The organism is Streptomyces sp. OZ13, from assembly GCF_052068155.1.
Taxonomy (GTDB): domain Bacteria; phylum Actinomycetota; class Actinomycetes; order Streptomycetales; family Streptomycetaceae; genus Streptomyces.
Genome location: NZ_JBQHCZ010000005.1, coordinates 484794 through 501237, shown reverse-complemented (window position 1 = coordinate 501237; position 16444 = coordinate 484794). Strand labels below are relative to the sequence as shown.

Below are 16444 nucleotides of genomic sequence, written 5' to 3'. Positions count from 1 at the left end.
ACGACAGTACGGGACATGCCTGTGGACGCACCGTCGGGGCCGGGCCGTCCGGGGCCGCTCGGCGGCAGCGGATGGGGGCGGTCAGGAGCTTACGGCGTCGGTGCCGGAGGCGGTCTTGTCCATCGCGTCACAGAAGCGGGCATAGCCCGCGAGTTCCGCCACGTCACCGCTCGTACGGTCCCGCGAAGCCCAGCTCGCCCATATCGCCGCACCGACAGCAGCGAACAGCGGGATCAGCAACCAAGCCAGAACTGCCATCGCGACCTCCCTACCCCATGAGCACACGCAACCGAGTGATCAGCAGATTAGTCATCCGCCGGTTCAACGCTCACGGCAGGGGTGGGGTTACGCAAATCGGGCGGATGGGTACTGACCGCGTTTCAGCGGACAGACGCCGGAAAATCATTCCGGCCGACCGCCCTCAGCACGCGCCCACCCACTCCTCCGTGCCGTCGGAGAACCGCTGGTGCTTCCAGATCGGCACCTCGTGCTTGAGGTCGTCGATCAGCTTCCGGCAGGCCTCGAACGCCTCGCCCCGGTGCGGGCAGGAAACGGCGACGACCACCGCGAGATCCCCGACCGCGAGGTCACCCACACGGTGGACAGCGGCGAGCGCCCGGACGGGATAGCCGGCGGCGACCTTCTCCGCGATGCGGCGCATCTCCGCCTCCGCCGTGGGATGGCAGGAGTAGCCGAGGGTGTCGACATCGGCGCCGCCGTCGTGGTTGCGCACGGTGCCGACGAACAGCGCGGTGCCACCCGCCGCGTCGTCGCCGACCGCCGCGAAGACCTCGTCGAGGGAGAGCGGCGTGTCACGGATCGCCAGCAGACGGATCGGGTCCTGCGCCGCCTGCTCACCTGGATGGTCGTTCGTGCTTGCCATGCCGTCCATCGTGCCGTACCGCACCGACAACGAGGAATAGCCGGTTCGACCGTTCGGGGACGATCCTGTTTGGAGCCTCCTACAGCCTCCCGGGCCCGCCGCCTCAGATCCTCCGCCGTGCCTTGCGCGCCCGGCGGACCAGGGCCGCCGTGCCGAGCAGCGCAACCGTCGCGCCCGCCGCGCCCGCGGCCGTGGCGTCCTTGCGGCCGAGGCGGCGGCCGGCCACCGTGTGCCGGCCCTCCACCTCCTCCAGGAGCGCGGCCAGCACCTCCTCGTTGGTCCACTGAGGACGCCAGCCTGCGTCGTGCAGGCCGCTGACGCTCACGACCCAGGGGTGCATCGTGTAGGCGAGGTCCCCGGCGGGCGAGGGCGTGAGCCCGATCCGGTGGAGCCGGGCCGCAGCGCCCAGGGCGACCGCCGAGGGCAGCTCCATGCGCCGGATGCCGCTGAGCTCCTCGACCTCCTCCTGCTCCAGCCACCCGTCGCAGCCGACGGCGAGCTCGCCCTCGACCTTCTCGAGGGCGGCGTACTCGAGCGCGCTCACCAGGTCCTCCACGTGGCAGAACTGCCACATGGGCCGTGATCCGGCGACCACGAGCAGCCGCGGCGACTCGAAGTAGCGGGTGAGCGCGGTGTCGGTGCCGCCCACCAGGACGGCGGGCCTGACCACGGTGACGTTGAGACCGGGGTGGGCGCGCGGAGCCCGGCGGGCCAGCCGCTCGATCTCGAGAAGGTCGCCGACACCCGTCGCCTCCGCTGTCGCGCGCAGTTCCGCGTCCTCCGCGAGAGGAACGTCGTTGTCGGGATGCGCCCCGTAGACCATGGCGGAGGTGCACAGGACGACCCGGTGGACACCGGCGGCAGCGGCGGCCGTCAGCACCGTCTGGGTGCCGCGCACGTTGTAGGCGGTCCGTGCGGCGGGATCGGACTCCAGGTCGAGGTCGAGCGCCAGATGCACCACGACGTCGACGCCGCGCAGCTTCTCGGCGATGGCCGGGTCCCGCACATCGAGAATGTGCCACTGGGCCTCGGACACCTCGCCCCGGCGTTCGTCCAGGGCCACGACCTGCTTGACCTCCTCCGACGCGGCCAGGCGCCTCGTGAGGAGGTCACCCACGCCGGTGGCGGCGCCGGTGACGGCGACGACGGGGCCACGGCCCGACGGCCCGCGGCCCCCGGCCGGGGTTGAGTGGTTTCGCGCTGCGCGAACCTGCGGATCTGGGGAACTCACCAGGCGTCTCCAGCGGTTGTCTTCAGTACGTGAGCGAATGACGCATACGCACCAGGTGGCGTCCATCCTGCCGCAGGCCCAGTGTCGGCGGAGCATCGAGCCCATAAGCGGTTCGGATGTCTACGCTGGATGGTGTTGTCGGGCAGTCGCCGCCGGCAGGAAGCCGGCGGCCCTACGAGCCGAGGAAACCCGTGAGTGACACCCCATTCGGATTCGGCCTTCCGCCGGAGGAGCCGGAGAACGGCGACGAGGGCAAGAAGAAGGATCCCGCAGGAGGTGGCCAGGGCTCCGGCGGGTCCTCCCCCGCCGACCCCTTCGGGTTCGGCTTCGGGGAGAGCGGCGGGGACAACCCCTTCGCGGCCATGTTCGGCTCCCTGAACCCGAACGACCTGGGCGCTGCCTTCCAGCAGCTCGGCCAGATGCTCAGCTACGAGGGCGGCCCGGTCAACTGGGACATGGCGAAGCAGATCGCGCGCCAGACCGTCGCCCAGGGCACGCCGGACGGCACCAAGGACGCGAGCGTCGGCCCCGTCGAGCGGACCGCCGTCGAGGAAGCCGTGCGACTGGCCGACCTGTGGCTGGACGGCGTGACGTCCCTGCCCTCCGGCGCGAGCACGGCCGTCGCCTGGAGCCGCGCGGAGTGGGTCGAGGCGACGCTGCCCGCGTGGCAGCAGCTCGTGGACCCGGTCGCCGAGCGCGTCGGCCTCGCCATGGGCGATGTGCTGCCCGAGGAGATGCAGGCCATGGCCGGGCCGCTGATCGGGATGATGCGCTCCATGGGCGGTGCGATGTTCGGGCAGCAGATCGGCCAGGCCGTCGGTGTGCTGGCGGGCGAGGTGGTCGGCTCGACCGACATCGGTCTGCCGCTCGGCCCGGCCGGCAAGGCCGCGCTCCTCCCGCTGAACGTGGAGGCGCTCGGCAAGGACCTCGGCGTGCCACGCGAGGAGGTCCGGCTGTACCTGGCCCTGCGGGAAGCCGCCCACCAGCGGCTCTTCGCCCATGTGCCGTGGCTGCGGTCGCACCTGTTCGGCGCGGTCGAGGGCTACGCCCGCGGCATCAAGGTGGACACCTCCAAGCTGGAGGACGTGGTCGGCCAGTTCGACCCCACGCACCCCGAGCAGCTTCAGGAAGCACTCCAGCAGGGCATGTTCCAGCCGGAGGACACCGCCGAGCAGAAGGCCGCCCTGGCCCGCCTGGAGACCGCTCTCGCGCTCGTCGAGGGCTGGGTGGACGCGGTGGTCCACGAGGCCGCCTCGTCGCGTCTGACGTCCGCGGACGCGCTCCGCGAGACGCTGCGCAGGCGACGCGCCTCCGGCGGCCCCGCCGAGCAGACGTTCGCCACCCTGATCGGCCTTCAGCTGCGCCCGCGCAGGCTGCGGGACGCGGCCCGGCTGTGGGCCTCGCTGACCGACGCCCGCGGCATGGACGGGCGGGACGCTCTGTGGGAGCACCCCGACATGCTGCCGACGGCCACCGACCTCGACGACCCGGACGGCTTCGTCCACCGTGAGCAGCTGGACTTCTCCGAGCTGGACAAGATGCTCGGCGAAGCGGCCGGCGGCCAGGGGCAGAAGCCCGGCACGGAGAAGGCCGACGACTCCGGGACGGACGAGGACGAGACCGACAAGTGAGCCTCCACGAAGACGCGCTCCTCGTCCTGAAGGACTACGACGGACAAGGGGGCCAGGCGGAGCTGCGCCAGACGTACCTGGACCACCTGCAGGCCCATCCGGACGGCATGTGGAAGTCCTGCGGGGCGGGACACCTGACGGCCAGCGCCCTCGTGATCGATCCTGAGCGCGGGCGGGTGCTGCTGACGCTGCACAAGAAGCTCGGCATGTGGCTGCAGATGGGCGGCCACTGCGAGCCGGGCGACACGTCCCTGGCCGCGGCGGCGCTGCGCGAGGCGACGGAGGAGTCCGGGATCCCGGGGCTGTCTCTGCTGCCCGGCGGTCCGGTCACTCTGGACCGGCACGCCATTCCGGCGCCGTGTCACTGGCATCTGGACGTGCAGTACGCGGCCCTCGCCCCGGCGGGAGCGGTCGAGGCCATCAGCGACGAGTCACTGGACCTGCGCTGGTTCCACTACGACGAGGTGGCCGGCGTGGCCGACACCTCCGTCGTACGGCTCATGGAGCGCACGCGGGAAGCTCTCCGGCACCAGTGAGGGCACGGGTAAGGGGCGGTCGCCACGGCGACCGCCCCTTACCCGTGCTGTGTTTCCGCGCTAGTTCCAGGCGTTGTTCTGGTTCTGGGCGTGGGAACCGTGCTGGCCGACTCCGAACTGGGCGCGCACGCCCTGCCCGAGATCGGCGTTCTGCGGCGGCATGACCTCGCTGGGCTGGACCAGGGCGAAGCCCTGGCCGAGGAAGCTGAGCTCCCAGCCCTCTCCGGTGTTGCCGCGGCGCCGGCGGACACCGGAGGAGTGCGTCTGCGCCTGCATCTGCACCCGCAGCGCCGAGGACCAGGCGACGATGGCGTCCGCGTCGACGTTGACGTACTTGTCCGGGGTGACCTGCATCATCAGCGGCTGGCCGGAGGTCATCAGCGCGACCTTGCCCCGGCCCGAGATGTTGAGCTGGTACTTGCCCGACCCGGAGATGCCGTACTGGCTGTCCACCGCGATCACCTCGGTGTGCAGCGTGGAGTCGAGCGCCAGGACGTAGGAGCTGTCGACCGTCATGCCCTCCTGGTCGACATCCACCACGTGGACGTACTGCGCGAGGTTGGCGAAGTAGATCGTGCCCTGCCCGGAGCAGCGCATCAGGTCGAGACCCTCACCGGTGTTGGCGCGGGCCCTGCGCTGGCTGCTCGTCTGGTATTCGCCGTCGAAGTCGACGAGCCCCTGGTAGGCAACCATGGCGCCCTTGCGGGCCAGGATGTCGTCGTGGCCGGTCAGCGAGACCCGCAGGAGCTGCGGGTTCTGGACGACGTACCGGTCCTGGCTCTGCTGTTCTGTGTTGCTGAAAAGAGGACTCTGCATGATGTGTTCCCGCTCCCCCTCAGCCCCGGATCCGCAGGCGGTCGGTGCTGTCCTCGCTCGGCTGTACGACGACGATGCCCTGGCCGGAGAAGGCCATCTGGTAGGCCTCTCCGCTGCCCCGCCCGATCAGCGAGGACGCCTTGAAACTGCGCTTGCCCTTCACCTTCAGGTTCGGGGACCAGGCGACGAGAGCGTCGGGGTCGACGTACGTCTCGTCCTCGCCGCGGCCGCAGTCGACGACGATCGGTGTGCCGCGTGAGGTCAGGGCCACCCATCCGGTGCCCGCGATCTCCACGTTCCACAGGCCCTGGCCGGCGAACTTGGCCAGGCCCTTGACCTTCTCGACGCCCCACTGGAGGTGCGCGTCGAAGGCGAGGACGTTCGTGCCGTTGACCGACAGGGAGTCGTTGTTGAGGTTGATGACGACCACGTCGGCGCCGTAGTCGGCGAGGTAGAGCAGGCCGTCACCGGAGCACTTCATGATGGGCGCGCCCTCGCCGGTGACCCACTGCGCCGCGACCTGGCGGACGGCGGGCGGGTTGGGCTCGTACTGGACGAAGCCCTCGTAGGCGACCATCGAGCCGGTGCGCGCGTACAGGTCCTGGCCGGTGGCCATGGCGACCTTGAGCATGGTGCGGCCGTGGTTCTCCATCCGGGCCACCACGGGGGTCGGGGCGAAGCCCGCGAGTTGCTGGTTCATTGACAGGGCTCCCTCAGACCTCGTACGGCTGGACGACGATGAAGTTGCCGGGGGCGCCCCGGAACTGGAGGTTCACGGTCTCTCCGCTGTGTCCCGGGTACGCGTTGCGGCGCAGCCGGACCTGGCTGGAGAGGATCACCTGCGAGGCGGCCGACCAGGCGACGACCGCGTTGCAGTCGGCGAACGTGGTCGGCGTGACCGGCAGGACCACGGGGATGCCGTGCGTCTTGACGACGACGGTGCCCGTGCCCTGGAACATCATCGTGAACAGCGCGCCGCCGGGAATGCCGTGGCCCTCGATGCGGCGGACCTCGTGCTGAAGGGACTCGTCGAAGGCGAGGACGTTCTCTGCGGAGACGCAGATCCCGTCGCCCTGGAGCTCGATGGGGTGCAGGTGCGAGCCGTCCTCGGCGAGGAACACCTGGCCGCGTCCGGTGCAGCGCATCAACTGCATCTCCTGGCCGGTGGCGTTCCCCACGACCCGGCCTGCGAAGCCCGCGCCCTTGTAGCTGAAGTCGACCTTGCCCTGGTACATCACCATGCTGCCCTGGCGTGCCAGGACGGGCATGCCGCCCATGGTCAGGTCGACCCGCATGAGCTGCTGGTTCTGCGGGGTCCACCGCTGGCCGGTGGCCGTCTCACGGTACGGCTGAAGGGCCGCCTGCAGGCCGGCGCCGGCCTGGGGCACACCCTGCGGAACGCCTTGCGGCATCCCGCCCTGCGGCATGCCGGGGGGCTGCTGACCGTACGGGGCGGGAGCCTGCTGGCCGTACGGCGACGGCATGCCGGGCTGCGGCATCTGTCCGGGGACCTGGCCGGGCATCTGACCCGGCATCTGCCCGGGAACCTGCCCGTACTGAGGCTGCTGCGGCTGCTGCGGCGGTTGCCCGTACGGGGACGGAGCGGGCGGGGGGACGGTCCCGGCCGGCGGCGTCATCGGCGCCGCCATGGTCGGGGCGCTGTGCATCTGGGGCTGCGGGGCCGCGGGGGCCTGACCCGCCGGTGCGCCGAAGGCCGGCGCGGGCTGCGGCGTCTGCGGAGCCTGCGGCGCCTGAGGTGCGGGCGCGCCGAAGGCCGGAGCCGGGGCCGCCGCCTGCGGGGGCGGCGCGAACGACGGTGCGGCGCCCTGCGGTTGCTGAGCCGCGGGGGGCTCCTCCTCCGCGACCTCGCCGCCGAAGTTCTTCAGCAGAGCCTCGAGACCGCCGTCGAACCCCTGGCCGACGGCGGCGAAACGCCACACGTCCTTGAGGTAGAAGTCACCCAGCATCACAGCGCGCTCGGTGGTGAACTCGGAGCCGGTGAAGGCGTACCGGACGACCTCTTCGCCGCCTGCGACGATGCGGATGTACCCGGGGCCGATCTGCGACATCTGACCGGCACCGTCGATCGTGGCGGTGAAGGACAGCCTGTGGATGTTCGCCGGGATGCGGTCGAGCGTGACGCGGAACGACTCGGTGTCGCCGGACTGCGCGCCGAGCAGCTGAATGGACTCCTCGGGCGACTTCGGCTGATTGAAGAAGATGAAGTACCGGTCGTCGGAGAGCTGCTCGTTGGCATCAAGTCCGAAGCAGCTGATGTCGAAGGTCAGACCAGGAGCCGCGATCTGCACGCCTACGTACAGATCCGTTCCCGGAGTGAGATCACTGATCTTGGCCTTGTGGCCGCGTTGGAATTCCCTGGCCATGCGTTACGACCGTCCCCCATCCCGAATTGAATGCGTCGCGTCAGGCTAACCGCTGGGCGTGAGATTGAGCCAAGCCGGTACACATTCGGTACAGGACCGTCGACGGTCACTCTCCGCGACCCGCGGGCAGGTGCGGCAACCGCCCGGCGGCGACGACGCCCTCCAGGTAGCCACGGGCCCGCTCGGTGCGGGGATAGGCCTCCAGCAGCCGCCAGAACCGGGGTCCGTGACCGGGAACGAGCAGGTGGGCCAGCTCGTGGAGGAGCACGTAGTCCACCACGTACTCCGGCATGCCCTGCAGGCGGTGGGAGAGCCGGATGCTGCCCTCGGCCGGAGTGCAGGAGCCCCAGCGGGTGTTCTGGTTCGTCACCCAGCGCACGGACGCGGGCCTGGCGCGCCCGTCGAAATATTGGGCGGACAACCGTTCCGCACGCTCCGTCAGTTCGGCGTCACCGAGTACCCGCTTGCTCTCCTGCGCCGCGAGCTTGTCGAGCATCACGCCCACCCAGCGCCGCTCCTCCGCCTCCGACATCCTCGCGGGGATCAGGACGATGGTGCGGTCCCCCTCGCGGTAGGCGGAGACCGTTCTGCTGCGCCGGGCGCTGCGGCGGACCTCGACCGCGCTCGTCCCCGTTCCGCGGGGCGCGGGACACTGCGCGCTGCGCTGCTGACCTCCCGCGCTGTGCGGTGAGGTCTCCCCAGCGAGGCGAGCGGGTGGGTCGACGGGCACGGCCCCGACGTTACCCGCTGTCCCTGGGAGAAGTCGTGTCCCCGGACGCCGCACTCTTGATCCGCCCGATGGCTGCACCATTTGAACGACTAATACCCCGGACCTGTGGACAACTTTTCACACGCCTCGCCGCGGCCCCGCATTCTGACAACGGCTCGGAGCCAGTCCGAGCACAAAGACCGACGGGGGAAGCGGAATGCATCCGATGATGAAGCCTGCCTTGCGGCGGGCATGGCGGGACCGCCAGTCCGTGCAGTTCGGGGTGACGCCCGCGCATGCGGTGACCCTCGGGCCGGTCGACACCGCGACCGGCGCTCTGATGGAACTGCTGGACGGGACCCGGGGCCTGCCTCTGCTGCGCGAGGAGGCGCGGGCGATGGGCCTGCCGGACGGCCGGGCGGAGGCCCTGGTGCACCGGCTGACCGCCGCGGGCCTGCTCGACGACCCGACGGCCGGAGGTCCAGCGGCCGCCGCGCTGCGCAAGCGGGCGGCGGCCCATGCCCGGCTGCGGCCGGACATCGCCGCTTTGTCCGTGATCCATCCCGAACCGGGCGGCGCGGCGGGTCTCGTGGCGGCCAGGCGGGCCATACGGGTCCAGGTCCGCGGAGCCGGAAGGGTCGGTGCGTCGATCGCCGCCACGCTGTCGGCCGCGGGCGTGGGGCGGGTCGAGGTACTGGACGGCGGAGTCACGGAGCCGGGTGATGTGGCTCCGGGCGGCCTGCCCGCGGAGGCGGTCGGCGAGCGCAGGGACACCGCGGCCCGGCGGCTCGTCCGGCGGGCGGCCCCCGACCGGCCTCCGCGTGCCGCGGAGACCCAGGACCCGGACGGCGGGCCCGGCCTCAGCCTGGTCGTCGTGGCGCCGCGCGACGGGCTGGCGGCCTACGCCCCTGCCGCGAGCGACGCCGAGGGGTGGATCGCGACCGGCACACCCCATCTTTATACGGGCGTTGTGGAGGCAACCGGCGTCGTCGGTCCGCTCGTGCTGCCGGGATGTACGGCGTGCGCGGGCTGCATGGAGCGGGGGCAGGCCGAGCTCGATCCGGGAAGGGGCCGGCTGCTGGCACAGTGGCGCTCGGGGCGGCGCCGGACCGTGCCCGCCTGCGATGTCGCGCTGGCCACGGCCGTGGCGGGGACGGCCGCGTGTCACGCGCTGTCCTTCCTCGACGGCGGGGCACCCGTGAGCACCGGGGCCCGATGGGAGATTTCGCTGCCACAGCTGTCCTGGCGGTCGGAACGGATCGCACCCAACCTCGACTGTGCCTGCAGTGCGGCGGGGAAAACTGAGAGGAGGCACACCTCAGGAACAGCTCCGGCACACGACACAATGAACGGGTACACGCGGTCGGCGGAATGATGCCGTCGGCAAACGCGGCACGCTGTCTGGGATTTGGAGGGGCGCATGTCTGATCTTCCCCGGAAGGCGGTCACCCGGACCGCCAAGCTGGCAGCGCTGCCACTGGGATTCGCCGGCCGCGCCACATGGGGGCTGGGAAAGCGGATCGGCGGCAAGTCCGCCGAGATCGTGGCCCGGGAGCTGCAACAGCGCACGGCCGAGCAGCTGTTCAAGGTGCTGGGGGAACTCAAGGGCGGTGCGATGAAGTTCGGGCAGGCGTTGTCCGTCTTCGAATCGGCCCTGCCGGAGGAGATCGCCGGTCCTTACCGAGCCGCTCTGACCAAGCTTCAGGAGGCCGCGCCTCCGATGCCGACGCGGACCGTCCACTCGGTGCTCGAAGAGCGTCTCGGGGAGGACTGGCGTGAGCTGTTCCTGAGCTTCGAGGACAAGCCGTCCGCCGCCGCGTCCATCGGGCAGGTGCACCGTGCGGTGTGGCACGACGGGCGCGAGGTCGCCGTGAAGGTGCAGTACCCGGGGGCGGGAGACGCGCTGCTGTCCGACCTGGCGCAACTGAGCCGTTTCGCCAAGCTGTTGGGGCCGCTGATTCCGGGCATGGACATCAAGCCCCTCATCTCCGAACTGCGTGACCGCGTCTCGGAGGAGCTCGACTACGCGCTGGAGGCCCAGGCCCAGCGGGAGCACGCCGCCGAGTTCGCGGACGATCCCGGCGTGCTGGTGCCGGACGTGGTGCACCAGAGCGACCAGGTCCTGGTGACCGAGTGGATCGACGGCATACCGCTGGCCGAGGTGATCTCCGGCGGCACCCCCGAGGAACGGGACCGGGCGGGCCAGTTGCTGGCGCGGTTCCTCTTCTCCGGCCCGGCACGCACGGGACTTCTCCACGCCGACCCGCATCCCGGGAACTTCCGCCTGCTTCCCGACGACGACGGCAAGGGCTGGCGTCTGGGTGTCCTCGACTTCGGCACGGTGGACCGGCTGCCGGACGGGCTACCGGAAACCATCGGCGCCTGTCTGCGTATGACCCTCGAAGGCGAGGCGGAGGCCGTCTACGGACTCCTGTGCGAAGAGGGCTTCGTCAAGGAGTCGATCGACCTCGACCCCGAAGCGGTGCTCGACTACCTGCTGCCGATCATCGAGCCGGCGGAGGTGGAGCAATTCACCTTCACGCGCGGCTGGATGCGCACCCAGGCCGCTCGGATCGCCGATGTCCGCTCTCCCGCGCACCAGCTCGGCAAGCAGCTCAACCTGCCGCCCGCATATCTGCTAATACACCGTGTGACATTGAGCACGATCGGCGTGCTGTGCCAGCTGAACGCGACGGTGCGGCTCCGGGGCGAGCTGGAGGAGTGGCTGCCCGGCTTCGTTGTGGAGGACGCCGCAGAGGCGGAGGAGGAAAGCGCGGACGGCACCGCCGTACTGGAGGCAGGAGCCTGACGGCACCCGGAGCGGCTCCGGTGGGCGGAGAGCATGCGGGCGGCGGTCACCACCACTGCGGGTCGAGCCGGCTCTCGATCGCCCGGATGTTGTCACGGGCGCAGTCCTCGCAGAGGTAATGGCGGACGCCGTCCTCCACGGAGCAGGTCCAGGTCACGGGCGGCCCCTCGGCGACCTTGCCGCAGCCGGCGCACACGATGCCCTCGTCCCCCGGCTGCTCGGGGTGGGGAGTCCTGTCCTGGTCCACCTCGCGACGATATCGCCGTCCGGCGGCGAGTGCGCGTCACCACGCACCGCGGGGGCCGGTCCGTGAGGACCGGCCCCCGCGTGGACGGCTTCGCCGTCAGTGCATGACGGCCATGGCCAGTGCGCGGCGCGCGCGCATCGACACGCGCTCGGCGCGGCGCTGCATGCGTCGGGCGGCGACCAGGCGCACGGCCTGGCGTTCCGCGTCGACTTCACGCAGGCGCTCGTGCATATGCGCACGAGCCAGGGCTTCTGGGATGAGTTGCATTTCGCGGGTCCTGTTCTGACGCGAGGCGTTCGCGCCGATGGTGGTGACAGCTCGGGTGGCGGAGCCCTGGGGCTCGCTCGTGGAAGAGGTCATAGGGGCCTGCTTCTGGGGGTCGTGCGTGACGGGTCGATCGATGGTTCCGATGGCGTTCATGCCGCAACCGGGTTCTTGCGCGGGCGACCACGCGGCCGCTTGCGGGCAACGACGACACCCTGGACGAAGAGCTCTCCGCCCCAGACGCCCCACGGCTCACGCCGCTCCTTGGCGCCCGCGAGGCAGGCCTCCATCAGCGGGCAGGTGCGGCAGAGGGACTTGGCGTACTCGACGTCGGCCGGCGACTCGGCGAAGAAGACCTCCGGGTCGTAGGAACGGCACGGGACGGGCACGCCCAGGTTCTCGATGGCGTCGTCGAGCGCGGTGAGCGCGGTGAGGGGAGTCAAGGTGGAGTCCTCGGTACGGACGGGCGGGGAGGTGGTCTCGGAAGGCGGTACGGACGGGGCGTGCGCTTCGAGTTGCACGGTGTGTGATTCCTCGTCTGGTCGTTCCGGCCGGTCGGCCGGGTGGCAGTTGGTACCGGGTGCTTCTGGTCCCGAGGCCCCTTCGCACTGTTCTCCCGTTGGGGAAAACAGAAGGGCCGCGGATCCCGGGTGGGGTTCCGCGGCCCTGAAGGCGCCGGCCTGATGCCGTATCAGGCTGGATCACTCCAGGGTTCGAGCCCGCGGAAGGCCCACTTCGTGTGGTGCTGCGTCGTCTTCTGCTCGGTCTCGGCACTGGCCGCCGCAAAGGCATAGGCCTGAGCCTCTGCCGCTGCTACTCCTGCTTCCAGTGCCTTGGTCGGTCGCTCATTGCGCTCCAGGACGGGCAGGCCGCCCAGACCGGACACGGGAAGCACGGCGGAGATGCCGGACATACCGGTGCCGAGGAACGCGGAGGAGAAGCCGAGCGAGCAGGCGGAGACGACCGAGCGATCGGTCATTTTGGCGGTGCTGATGAAGCTGGTCTTGATGCTGATCACTGGAATCGCCTCCTCTCGGCGTCTCGAGGACCGGACAGGCCGGTCACGCTATTCGGATAAGTACAGCACGAAGACAGGGCTTCAGAGAAGCCGCTGTTCTTCGTGGTTAAGAACCTATGGGTCTTGGCCGGGCGCGCGCAAACCATTTTTTCGACGAGTTTGTATCAGTCCTCCTCGTCGGCCTCGCCCGGCTCCTCACCTGCGCAGATGGCCAGGACATCGGCCCCGAACCGATCGAGCTTGCGGCCGCCGACACCGGAGATCCCGGCCAACTCCGCCTCGTCGCCCGGCACGGCCTCCGCGATCGCCATCAGCGTCTTGTCCGTGAAGACGCAGTACGCGGGCTGGCCCAGGTCCTTGGCCTGCACCGAGCGCCACTCACGCAGCCGCTCGTACAGCGCCTCGTCCATGTCCGAGGGGCAGTCCTCGCAGCGCATCAGCTTCATCTCGCCCGCGTCGGTCAGGGTCTTGCCGCAGACCCGGCACAGCACCGGGCCGCGCCGCTTGCGGCGTCCGCCGCCCCGCTCGACGCCGCCCGCGCCGCCGGCGGTTCGCGGCCCGGCCGCGGCGGAGCCCGGGCGGATGCCGTTCAGGAAGCGGGTCGGACGCCGGGAGGCACGGCCGCCCGGCGCACGGGACAGGGCCCACGACAGGGACAGGTGCAGCCGTGCACGGGTCACGCCCACGTAGAGGAGCCGGCGCTCCTCCTCCACCTGCTCGTCCGTCTTGGCGTAGGTGATCGGCATCATGCCCTCGGTGAGCCCGACCAGGAAGACGGCGTCCCACTCCAGGCCCTTCGCCGAATGCAGGGAGGCGAGTGTGACGCCCTGGACGGTGGGCGCGTGCTGGGCGGCCGCCCGCTCGTCCAGCTCGGCCACAAGGTCGGCGAGCGTGGCCTGCGGCCTGGCCCGCACGAAGTCCTCCGCGAGGCGGACCAGCGCCGCCAGCGACTCCCAGCGGTCGCGCACGGCACCGGATCCGGCGGGCGGCTCCGTGGTCCACCCCTTGGTGGACAGCACGGCCCGCACCTGCGAGGGCAGGTCCTCCACGTCGTCGAGCAGTGCGTCGTTGCCGCCGGCGCGGGCCGCGCCGCGCAGGGCGATGCCCGCCTCGCGCACCTCCTGCCGCTCGAAGAACCGCTCGGCCCCGCGCAGCTGGTACGGGACGCCCGCGTCGGCCAGAGCCTGCTCGTAGACCTCCGACTGGGCGTTGATCCGGTACAGCACGGCGATCTCACCGGCCGGGACACCCGCGTCGATCAGCTCGCGGATGCGGCGGGCGGTGCCCTCCGCCTCCGCGGGCTCGTCCGCGTACTCCACGTACGAGGGCTCGGGGCCCGGCTCGCGCTGGGAGATCAGTTCGAGGCGGTGCTCGGCGGCCCGTCCGCGGGCCTGCCCGAGCAGGCCGTTGGCGAGGTGGACGACCTGGGGGGTGGAGCGGTAGTCGCGGACCAGCTTGACCACCGTCGCACCGGGGTGCCGGGTGCGGAAGTTGAGCAGGTGGTCGGGGGTGGCGCCGGTGAAGGAGTAGATCGTCTGGCTGGCGTCACCGACGACGCACAGGCTTTCCCGGTCGCCGAGCCACAGGTCCAGGAGGCGCTGCTGGAGGGGGCTGACGTCCTGGTACTCGTCGACGACGAAGTGCTGGTACTGACGGCGGACATGGTCGGCGATGTCGTGCCGGTCCTGCAGGATGCCGACCGTGAGCAGCAGCACATCCTCGAAGTCGATCACCGAGCGGTCGCGCTTGAGCTGCTCGTACATGGCGTAGACCTGGCTGATCTCGGCCGGGTCACGGGGCGCGTCGCGCAGCGACTTGGCGACGGCCGCCGGGTAGTCGGCGGGCACGGTCTGGGTGACCTTGGCCCACTCGATCTCTCCCGTCACGTCCCGCAGCTCGTTGCGGTCGAGGCGGATCCGGCAGCGGGCTGCGGCCTCGGCCACCAGCTGGATCTTGCGCTCGAGCAGTCGCGGCATCTCGCCGCCGACCGCCTTCGGCCAGAAGTACTGCAGCTGGCGGAGGGCGGCGGAGTGGAACGTACGCGCCTGGACGCCGCCCGCGCCGAGCTGGCGCAGCCGTCCGCGCATCTCACCGGCGGCGCGGTTGGTGAACGTGACGGCCAGCACACTGGCGGGCTGGAGTATGCCCGCCCGCACCCCGTACGCGATGCGGTGGGTGATCGCGCGGGTCTTGCCCGTGCCGGCTCCTGCCAGCACGCACACCGGTCCGTGCAGGGCGGTCGCCACCTCGCGCTGCTCGGGATCGAGCCCGTCGAGCACGGCGTCCGCCGACTCGGGGACCTGCGGGAAAAGAGAGGAGTGCGTTGCTGCTGTCACCCCGCCATGCTGCCAGGTCGCCGGGGGCGGATGCGGCGGTTGTCCACAGGGCTGCCTCATCAGTCGTACGAATTGGCCGTCGGCCGCACGGATCCGCCTCACACGGGGCGCGGGAATCGTTACCGCGTCACGTACGTTCTAGCCCGAGGTGATGACACCCCCCGCCCCCGAGACCTAGGAGCAAGAGACGATGCAGGGCACTGTGACGATGTACAGCACCACGTGGTGCGGATACTGCCGTCGGCTGAAGAGCCAGATGGACCGCGAGGGCATCGCGTACACCGAGATCAACATCGAGCAGGACCCCGAGTCGGCGGCCTTCGTCGAGAAGGCCAACGGGGGCAACCAGACGGTGCCCACCGTGCTCTTCCCCGACGGTTCGACGCTGACGAACCCGTCTCTCGCCCAGGTCAAGCAGAAGGTGGGCGTCTAGCCCTCGAGGCTGGACCGGGCGGCGGCCCCGGCAGTCCGGTTCGACCGAGCGACAGCCCGGTCGGCCGGACCGGCCGGGGCCTTCGTGCGTCTGGCCGGATTCGTGCGTCTACGGCGGCCGCGCGGCCGTGGCGGGCCCGGAGCACGTCCCGGACCTCGGAGCAGGTCCGGACCTCAGAAGCGCGTCCAGGGCCTCAGACCACGTCGCCGGGCTTCGGCAGCGGCTTGCCGTACCAGAGCTCGATCAGTCGGGCCGCGATGGAGATCCCGTAGGGAGGCAGCACCTCTCCGGACTCGAACGCGGCCCGCAGGTCCTCCCGTGAGAACCAACGCGCCTCGTGGATCTCCTCGCCGTCGACCTCGATCCGCGACGTCGTGGCGCGGGCCATGAACCCGAGCATCAGGCTCGAGGGGAACGGCCACGGCTGGCTGGCGACGTACTCCACCTCGCCCACACCGACGCCCACCTCTTCACGGACCTCGCGGCGCACCGACTCCTCGATGGACTCCCCCGGCTCCACGAAGCCCGCCAGCGTCGAGAAGCGGCCCTCCGGCCAGTGCACCTGGCGGCCGAGGAGCGCGCGGTCCTGGTCGTCGGTGACGAGCATGATCACGGCAGGGTCGGTGCGGGGATAGTGCTCGGCGCCGCAGGCCTGGCATCGGCGGATGTGTCCGGCGGCGGCGATGACGGTGCGCTCGCCGCAGCGGGAGCAGAAGCGGTGCAGCCGCTGCCAGTTCTCCAGGGCGACCGCGTGCACCAGCAGCCCGGCGTCGCGCGGCGACAGCAGGAGCCCGGCCTCGCGCAGCCCGGCGGGCCTGGCCGACTGGTCCATGCGGCCCGGCAGGGCGTCCTTCTGGAGGGCGAAGTAGCGCACCCCTTCCTCGTCGGTGCCGAGGAAGTAGCGGTGGGTCTCCGTGACCGGGGCCTCGAAGGCCGGGGTCATGACGAGCTCGGTGCGGCCGTCGGGGGTGTCGTCGATCAGGGCCTGGCCACCGGAGACGACGAACACACGGGTCGTGGGATGGCTCCACGCGGCCGCGAGCCATGCCTCGTCGAGACGGTTGTGCGCCTCGCGGTCGATGCCGCTGGGCGCGGTGAGACCGATGGGACGGCCTGCGGCATCGGCGTAGCTCTGGGTGCTCACGGT

18 protein-coding genes are annotated in these 16444 nt (G+C 70.9%); 5 read left to right on the top strand and 13 right to left on the bottom strand.

The genetic code is table 11. The features are described 5' to 3' along the window. Positions 1-81: 81 nt before the first annotated feature. From ACTMTU_RS15725 to ACTMTU_RS15715, 3 genes are all read right to left on the bottom strand, one after another. Positions 82-258 carry a hypothetical protein gene (locus ACTMTU_RS15725; RefSeq protein WP_441264096.1) on the bottom strand — a complete coding sequence of 59 codons (177 nt, stop codon included), beginning with the start codon at positions 256-258 and terminating at the stop codon, positions 82-84. A 163-nt stretch (positions 259-421) separates the two neighbouring features. Then, positions 422-883 carry a molybdenum cofactor biosynthesis protein MoaE gene (locus tag ACTMTU_RS15720; RefSeq protein WP_441264095.1) on the bottom strand — a complete coding sequence of 154 codons (462 nt, stop codon included), beginning with the start codon at positions 881-883 and terminating at the stop codon, positions 422-424. 103 nt (positions 884-986) lie between these two features. Beyond that, positions 987-2114, bottom strand: coding sequence for an SDR family oxidoreductase (locus tag ACTMTU_RS15715; RefSeq protein ID WP_441264094.1), 1128 nt, complete (start codon positions 2112-2114; stop codon positions 987-989). A 191-nt stretch (positions 2115-2305) separates the two neighbouring features. On the opposite strand from ACTMTU_RS15715, the gene ACTMTU_RS15710 reads away from it, so the two are divergent. Together ACTMTU_RS15710 and ACTMTU_RS15705 are read left to right on the top strand one after the other, a co-directional pair. Then, positions 2306-3745: a zinc-dependent metalloprotease gene (locus ACTMTU_RS15710; protein WP_441264093.1), complete on the top strand. Its 1440-nt coding sequence runs from the start codon at positions 2306-2308 to the stop codon at positions 3743-3745. Beyond that, the gene (locus ACTMTU_RS15705; protein ID WP_441264092.1) at positions 3742-4281 is read left to right on the top strand and encodes an NUDIX hydrolase; all 540 of its coding nucleotides are present in this window, start codon (positions 3742-3744) and stop codon (positions 4279-4281) included. Before ACTMTU_RS15710 ends, ACTMTU_RS15705 begins: the two co-directional genes overlap by 4 nt. Before the next feature lie 60 nt (positions 4282-4341). Here the strand turns inward: ACTMTU_RS15705 and ACTMTU_RS15700 are convergent, their stop codons facing one another. The 4 genes from ACTMTU_RS15700 to ACTMTU_RS15685 all read right to left on the bottom strand — a co-directional run bounded on the left by ACTMTU_RS15700 (position 4342) and on the right by ACTMTU_RS15685 (position 8211). Further along, positions 4342-5097, bottom strand: coding sequence for an AIM24 family protein (locus ACTMTU_RS15700; protein WP_441264091.1), 756 nt, complete (start codon positions 5095-5097; stop codon positions 4342-4344). Between the two features lie 19 nt (positions 5098-5116). After that, positions 5117-5797, bottom strand: coding sequence for an AIM24 family protein (locus tag ACTMTU_RS15695; RefSeq protein WP_441264090.1), 681 nt, complete (start codon positions 5795-5797; stop codon positions 5117-5119). Between the two features lie 13 nt (positions 5798-5810). Next, entirely contained in the window at positions 5811-7481 is a 1671-nt protein-coding gene (locus ACTMTU_RS15690) for a TerD family protein (RefSeq protein WP_441264089.1), read from the bottom strand. Between the two features lie 106 nt (positions 7482-7587). Continuing rightward, complete coding sequence (locus tag ACTMTU_RS15685) at positions 7588-8211, bottom strand: SprT-like domain-containing protein (protein ID WP_441264088.1); 624 nt, start codon at positions 8209-8211, stop codon at positions 7588-7590. A 196-nt stretch (positions 8212-8407) separates the two neighbouring features. Between ACTMTU_RS15685 and ACTMTU_RS15680 the strand changes: the two genes are divergently transcribed. Together ACTMTU_RS15680 and ACTMTU_RS15675 are read left to right on the top strand one after the other, a co-directional pair. After that, positions 8408-9565: a ThiF family adenylyltransferase gene (locus ACTMTU_RS15680; RefSeq protein ID WP_441264087.1), complete on the top strand. Its 1158-nt coding sequence runs from the start codon at positions 8408-8410 to the stop codon at positions 9563-9565. A gap of 45 nt (positions 9566-9610) precedes the next feature. After that, positions 9611-10999 carry an ABC1 kinase family protein gene (locus tag ACTMTU_RS15675; RefSeq protein WP_441264086.1) on the top strand — a complete coding sequence of 463 codons (1389 nt, stop codon included), beginning with the start codon at positions 9611-9613 and terminating at the stop codon, positions 10997-10999. A gap of 46 nt (positions 11000-11045) precedes the next feature. On the opposite strand, the gene ACTMTU_RS15670 is transcribed toward ACTMTU_RS15675, so the two are convergent. The 5 genes from ACTMTU_RS15670 to ACTMTU_RS15650 form a co-directional block, all read right to left on the bottom strand. Beyond that, positions 11046-11246, bottom strand: a complete 201-nt coding sequence (locus ACTMTU_RS15670) for a hypothetical protein (protein ID WP_441264085.1) — start codon at positions 11244-11246, stop codon at positions 11046-11048. A gap of 96 nt (positions 11247-11342) precedes the next feature. Beyond that, complete coding sequence (locus ACTMTU_RS15665) at positions 11343-11666, bottom strand: hypothetical protein (RefSeq protein ID WP_441264084.1); 324 nt, start codon at positions 11664-11666, stop codon at positions 11343-11345. Then, entirely contained in the window at positions 11663-12031 is a 369-nt protein-coding gene (locus tag ACTMTU_RS15660; RefSeq protein WP_005312256.1) for a WhiB family transcriptional regulator, read from the bottom strand. The genes ACTMTU_RS15665 and ACTMTU_RS15660 overlap by 4 nt, the downstream gene beginning before the upstream one ends. Before the next feature lie 170 nt (positions 12032-12201). Then, entirely contained in the window at positions 12202-12528 is a 327-nt protein-coding gene (locus tag ACTMTU_RS15655) for a hypothetical protein (RefSeq protein WP_364592468.1), read from the bottom strand. 164 nt (positions 12529-12692) lie between these two features. Continuing rightward, positions 12693-14924, bottom strand: a complete 2232-nt coding sequence (locus tag ACTMTU_RS15650; protein ID WP_441264083.1) for an ATP-dependent DNA helicase UvrD2 — start codon at positions 14922-14924, stop codon at positions 12693-12695. A 130-nt stretch (positions 14925-15054) separates the two neighbouring features. On the opposite strand from ACTMTU_RS15650, the gene ACTMTU_RS15645 reads away from it, so the two are divergent. Further along, on the top strand, positions 15055-15297 hold the full coding sequence (locus ACTMTU_RS15645; protein ID WP_005312266.1) for a mycoredoxin: 243 nt from the start codon (positions 15055-15057) through the stop codon (positions 15295-15297). A gap of 193 nt (positions 15298-15490) precedes the next feature. Here ACTMTU_RS15645 and nudC read toward each other — a convergent pair whose 3' ends face one another. Then, positions 15491-16441: an NAD(+) diphosphatase gene (gene nudC / locus ACTMTU_RS15640; RefSeq protein WP_441264082.1), complete on the bottom strand. Its 951-nt coding sequence runs from the start codon at positions 16439-16441 to the stop codon at positions 15491-15493. Between the last annotated feature and the right edge of the window lie 3 nt (positions 16442-16444).

Excerpts from the sequence above, each read along its gene's own strand:
- ACTMTU_RS15675 (WP_441264086.1), top strand. The coding sequence starts at position 9,611 with ATGTCTGATCTTCCCCGGAAGGCGGTCACCCGGACCGCCAAGCTGGCA.
- ACTMTU_RS15720 (WP_441264095.1), bottom strand. The coding sequence starts at position 883 with ATGGCAAGCACGAACGACCATCCAGGTGAGCAGGCGGCGCAGGACCCG.
- ACTMTU_RS15725 (WP_441264096.1), bottom strand. The coding sequence starts at position 258 with ATGGCAGTTCTGGCTTGGTTGCTGATCCCGCTGTTCGCTGCTGTCGGT.
- ACTMTU_RS15700 (WP_441264091.1), bottom strand. The coding sequence starts at position 5,097 with ATGCAGAGTCCTCTTTTCAGCAACACAGAACAGCAGAGCCAGGACCGG.
- ACTMTU_RS15690 (WP_441264089.1), bottom strand. The coding sequence starts at position 7,481 with ATGGCCAGGGAATTCCAACGCGGCCACAAGGCCAAGATCAGTGATCTC.
- ACTMTU_RS15665 (WP_441264084.1), bottom strand. The coding sequence starts at position 11,666 with ATGAACGCCATCGGAACCATCGATCGACCCGTCACGCACGACCCCCAG.
- ACTMTU_RS15645 (WP_005312266.1), top strand. The coding sequence starts at position 15,055 with ATGCAGGGCACTGTGACGATGTACAGCACCACGTGGTGCGGATACTGC.
- ACTMTU_RS15650 (WP_441264083.1), bottom strand. The coding sequence starts at position 14,924 with ATGAGGCAGCCCTGTGGACAACCGCCGCATCCGCCCCCGGCGACCTGG.
- ACTMTU_RS15680 (WP_441264087.1), top strand. The coding sequence starts at position 8,408 with ATGCATCCGATGATGAAGCCTGCCTTGCGGCGGGCATGGCGGGACCGC.
- ACTMTU_RS15695 (WP_441264090.1), bottom strand. The coding sequence starts at position 5,797 with ATGAACCAGCAACTCGCGGGCTTCGCCCCGACCCCCGTGGTGGCCCGG.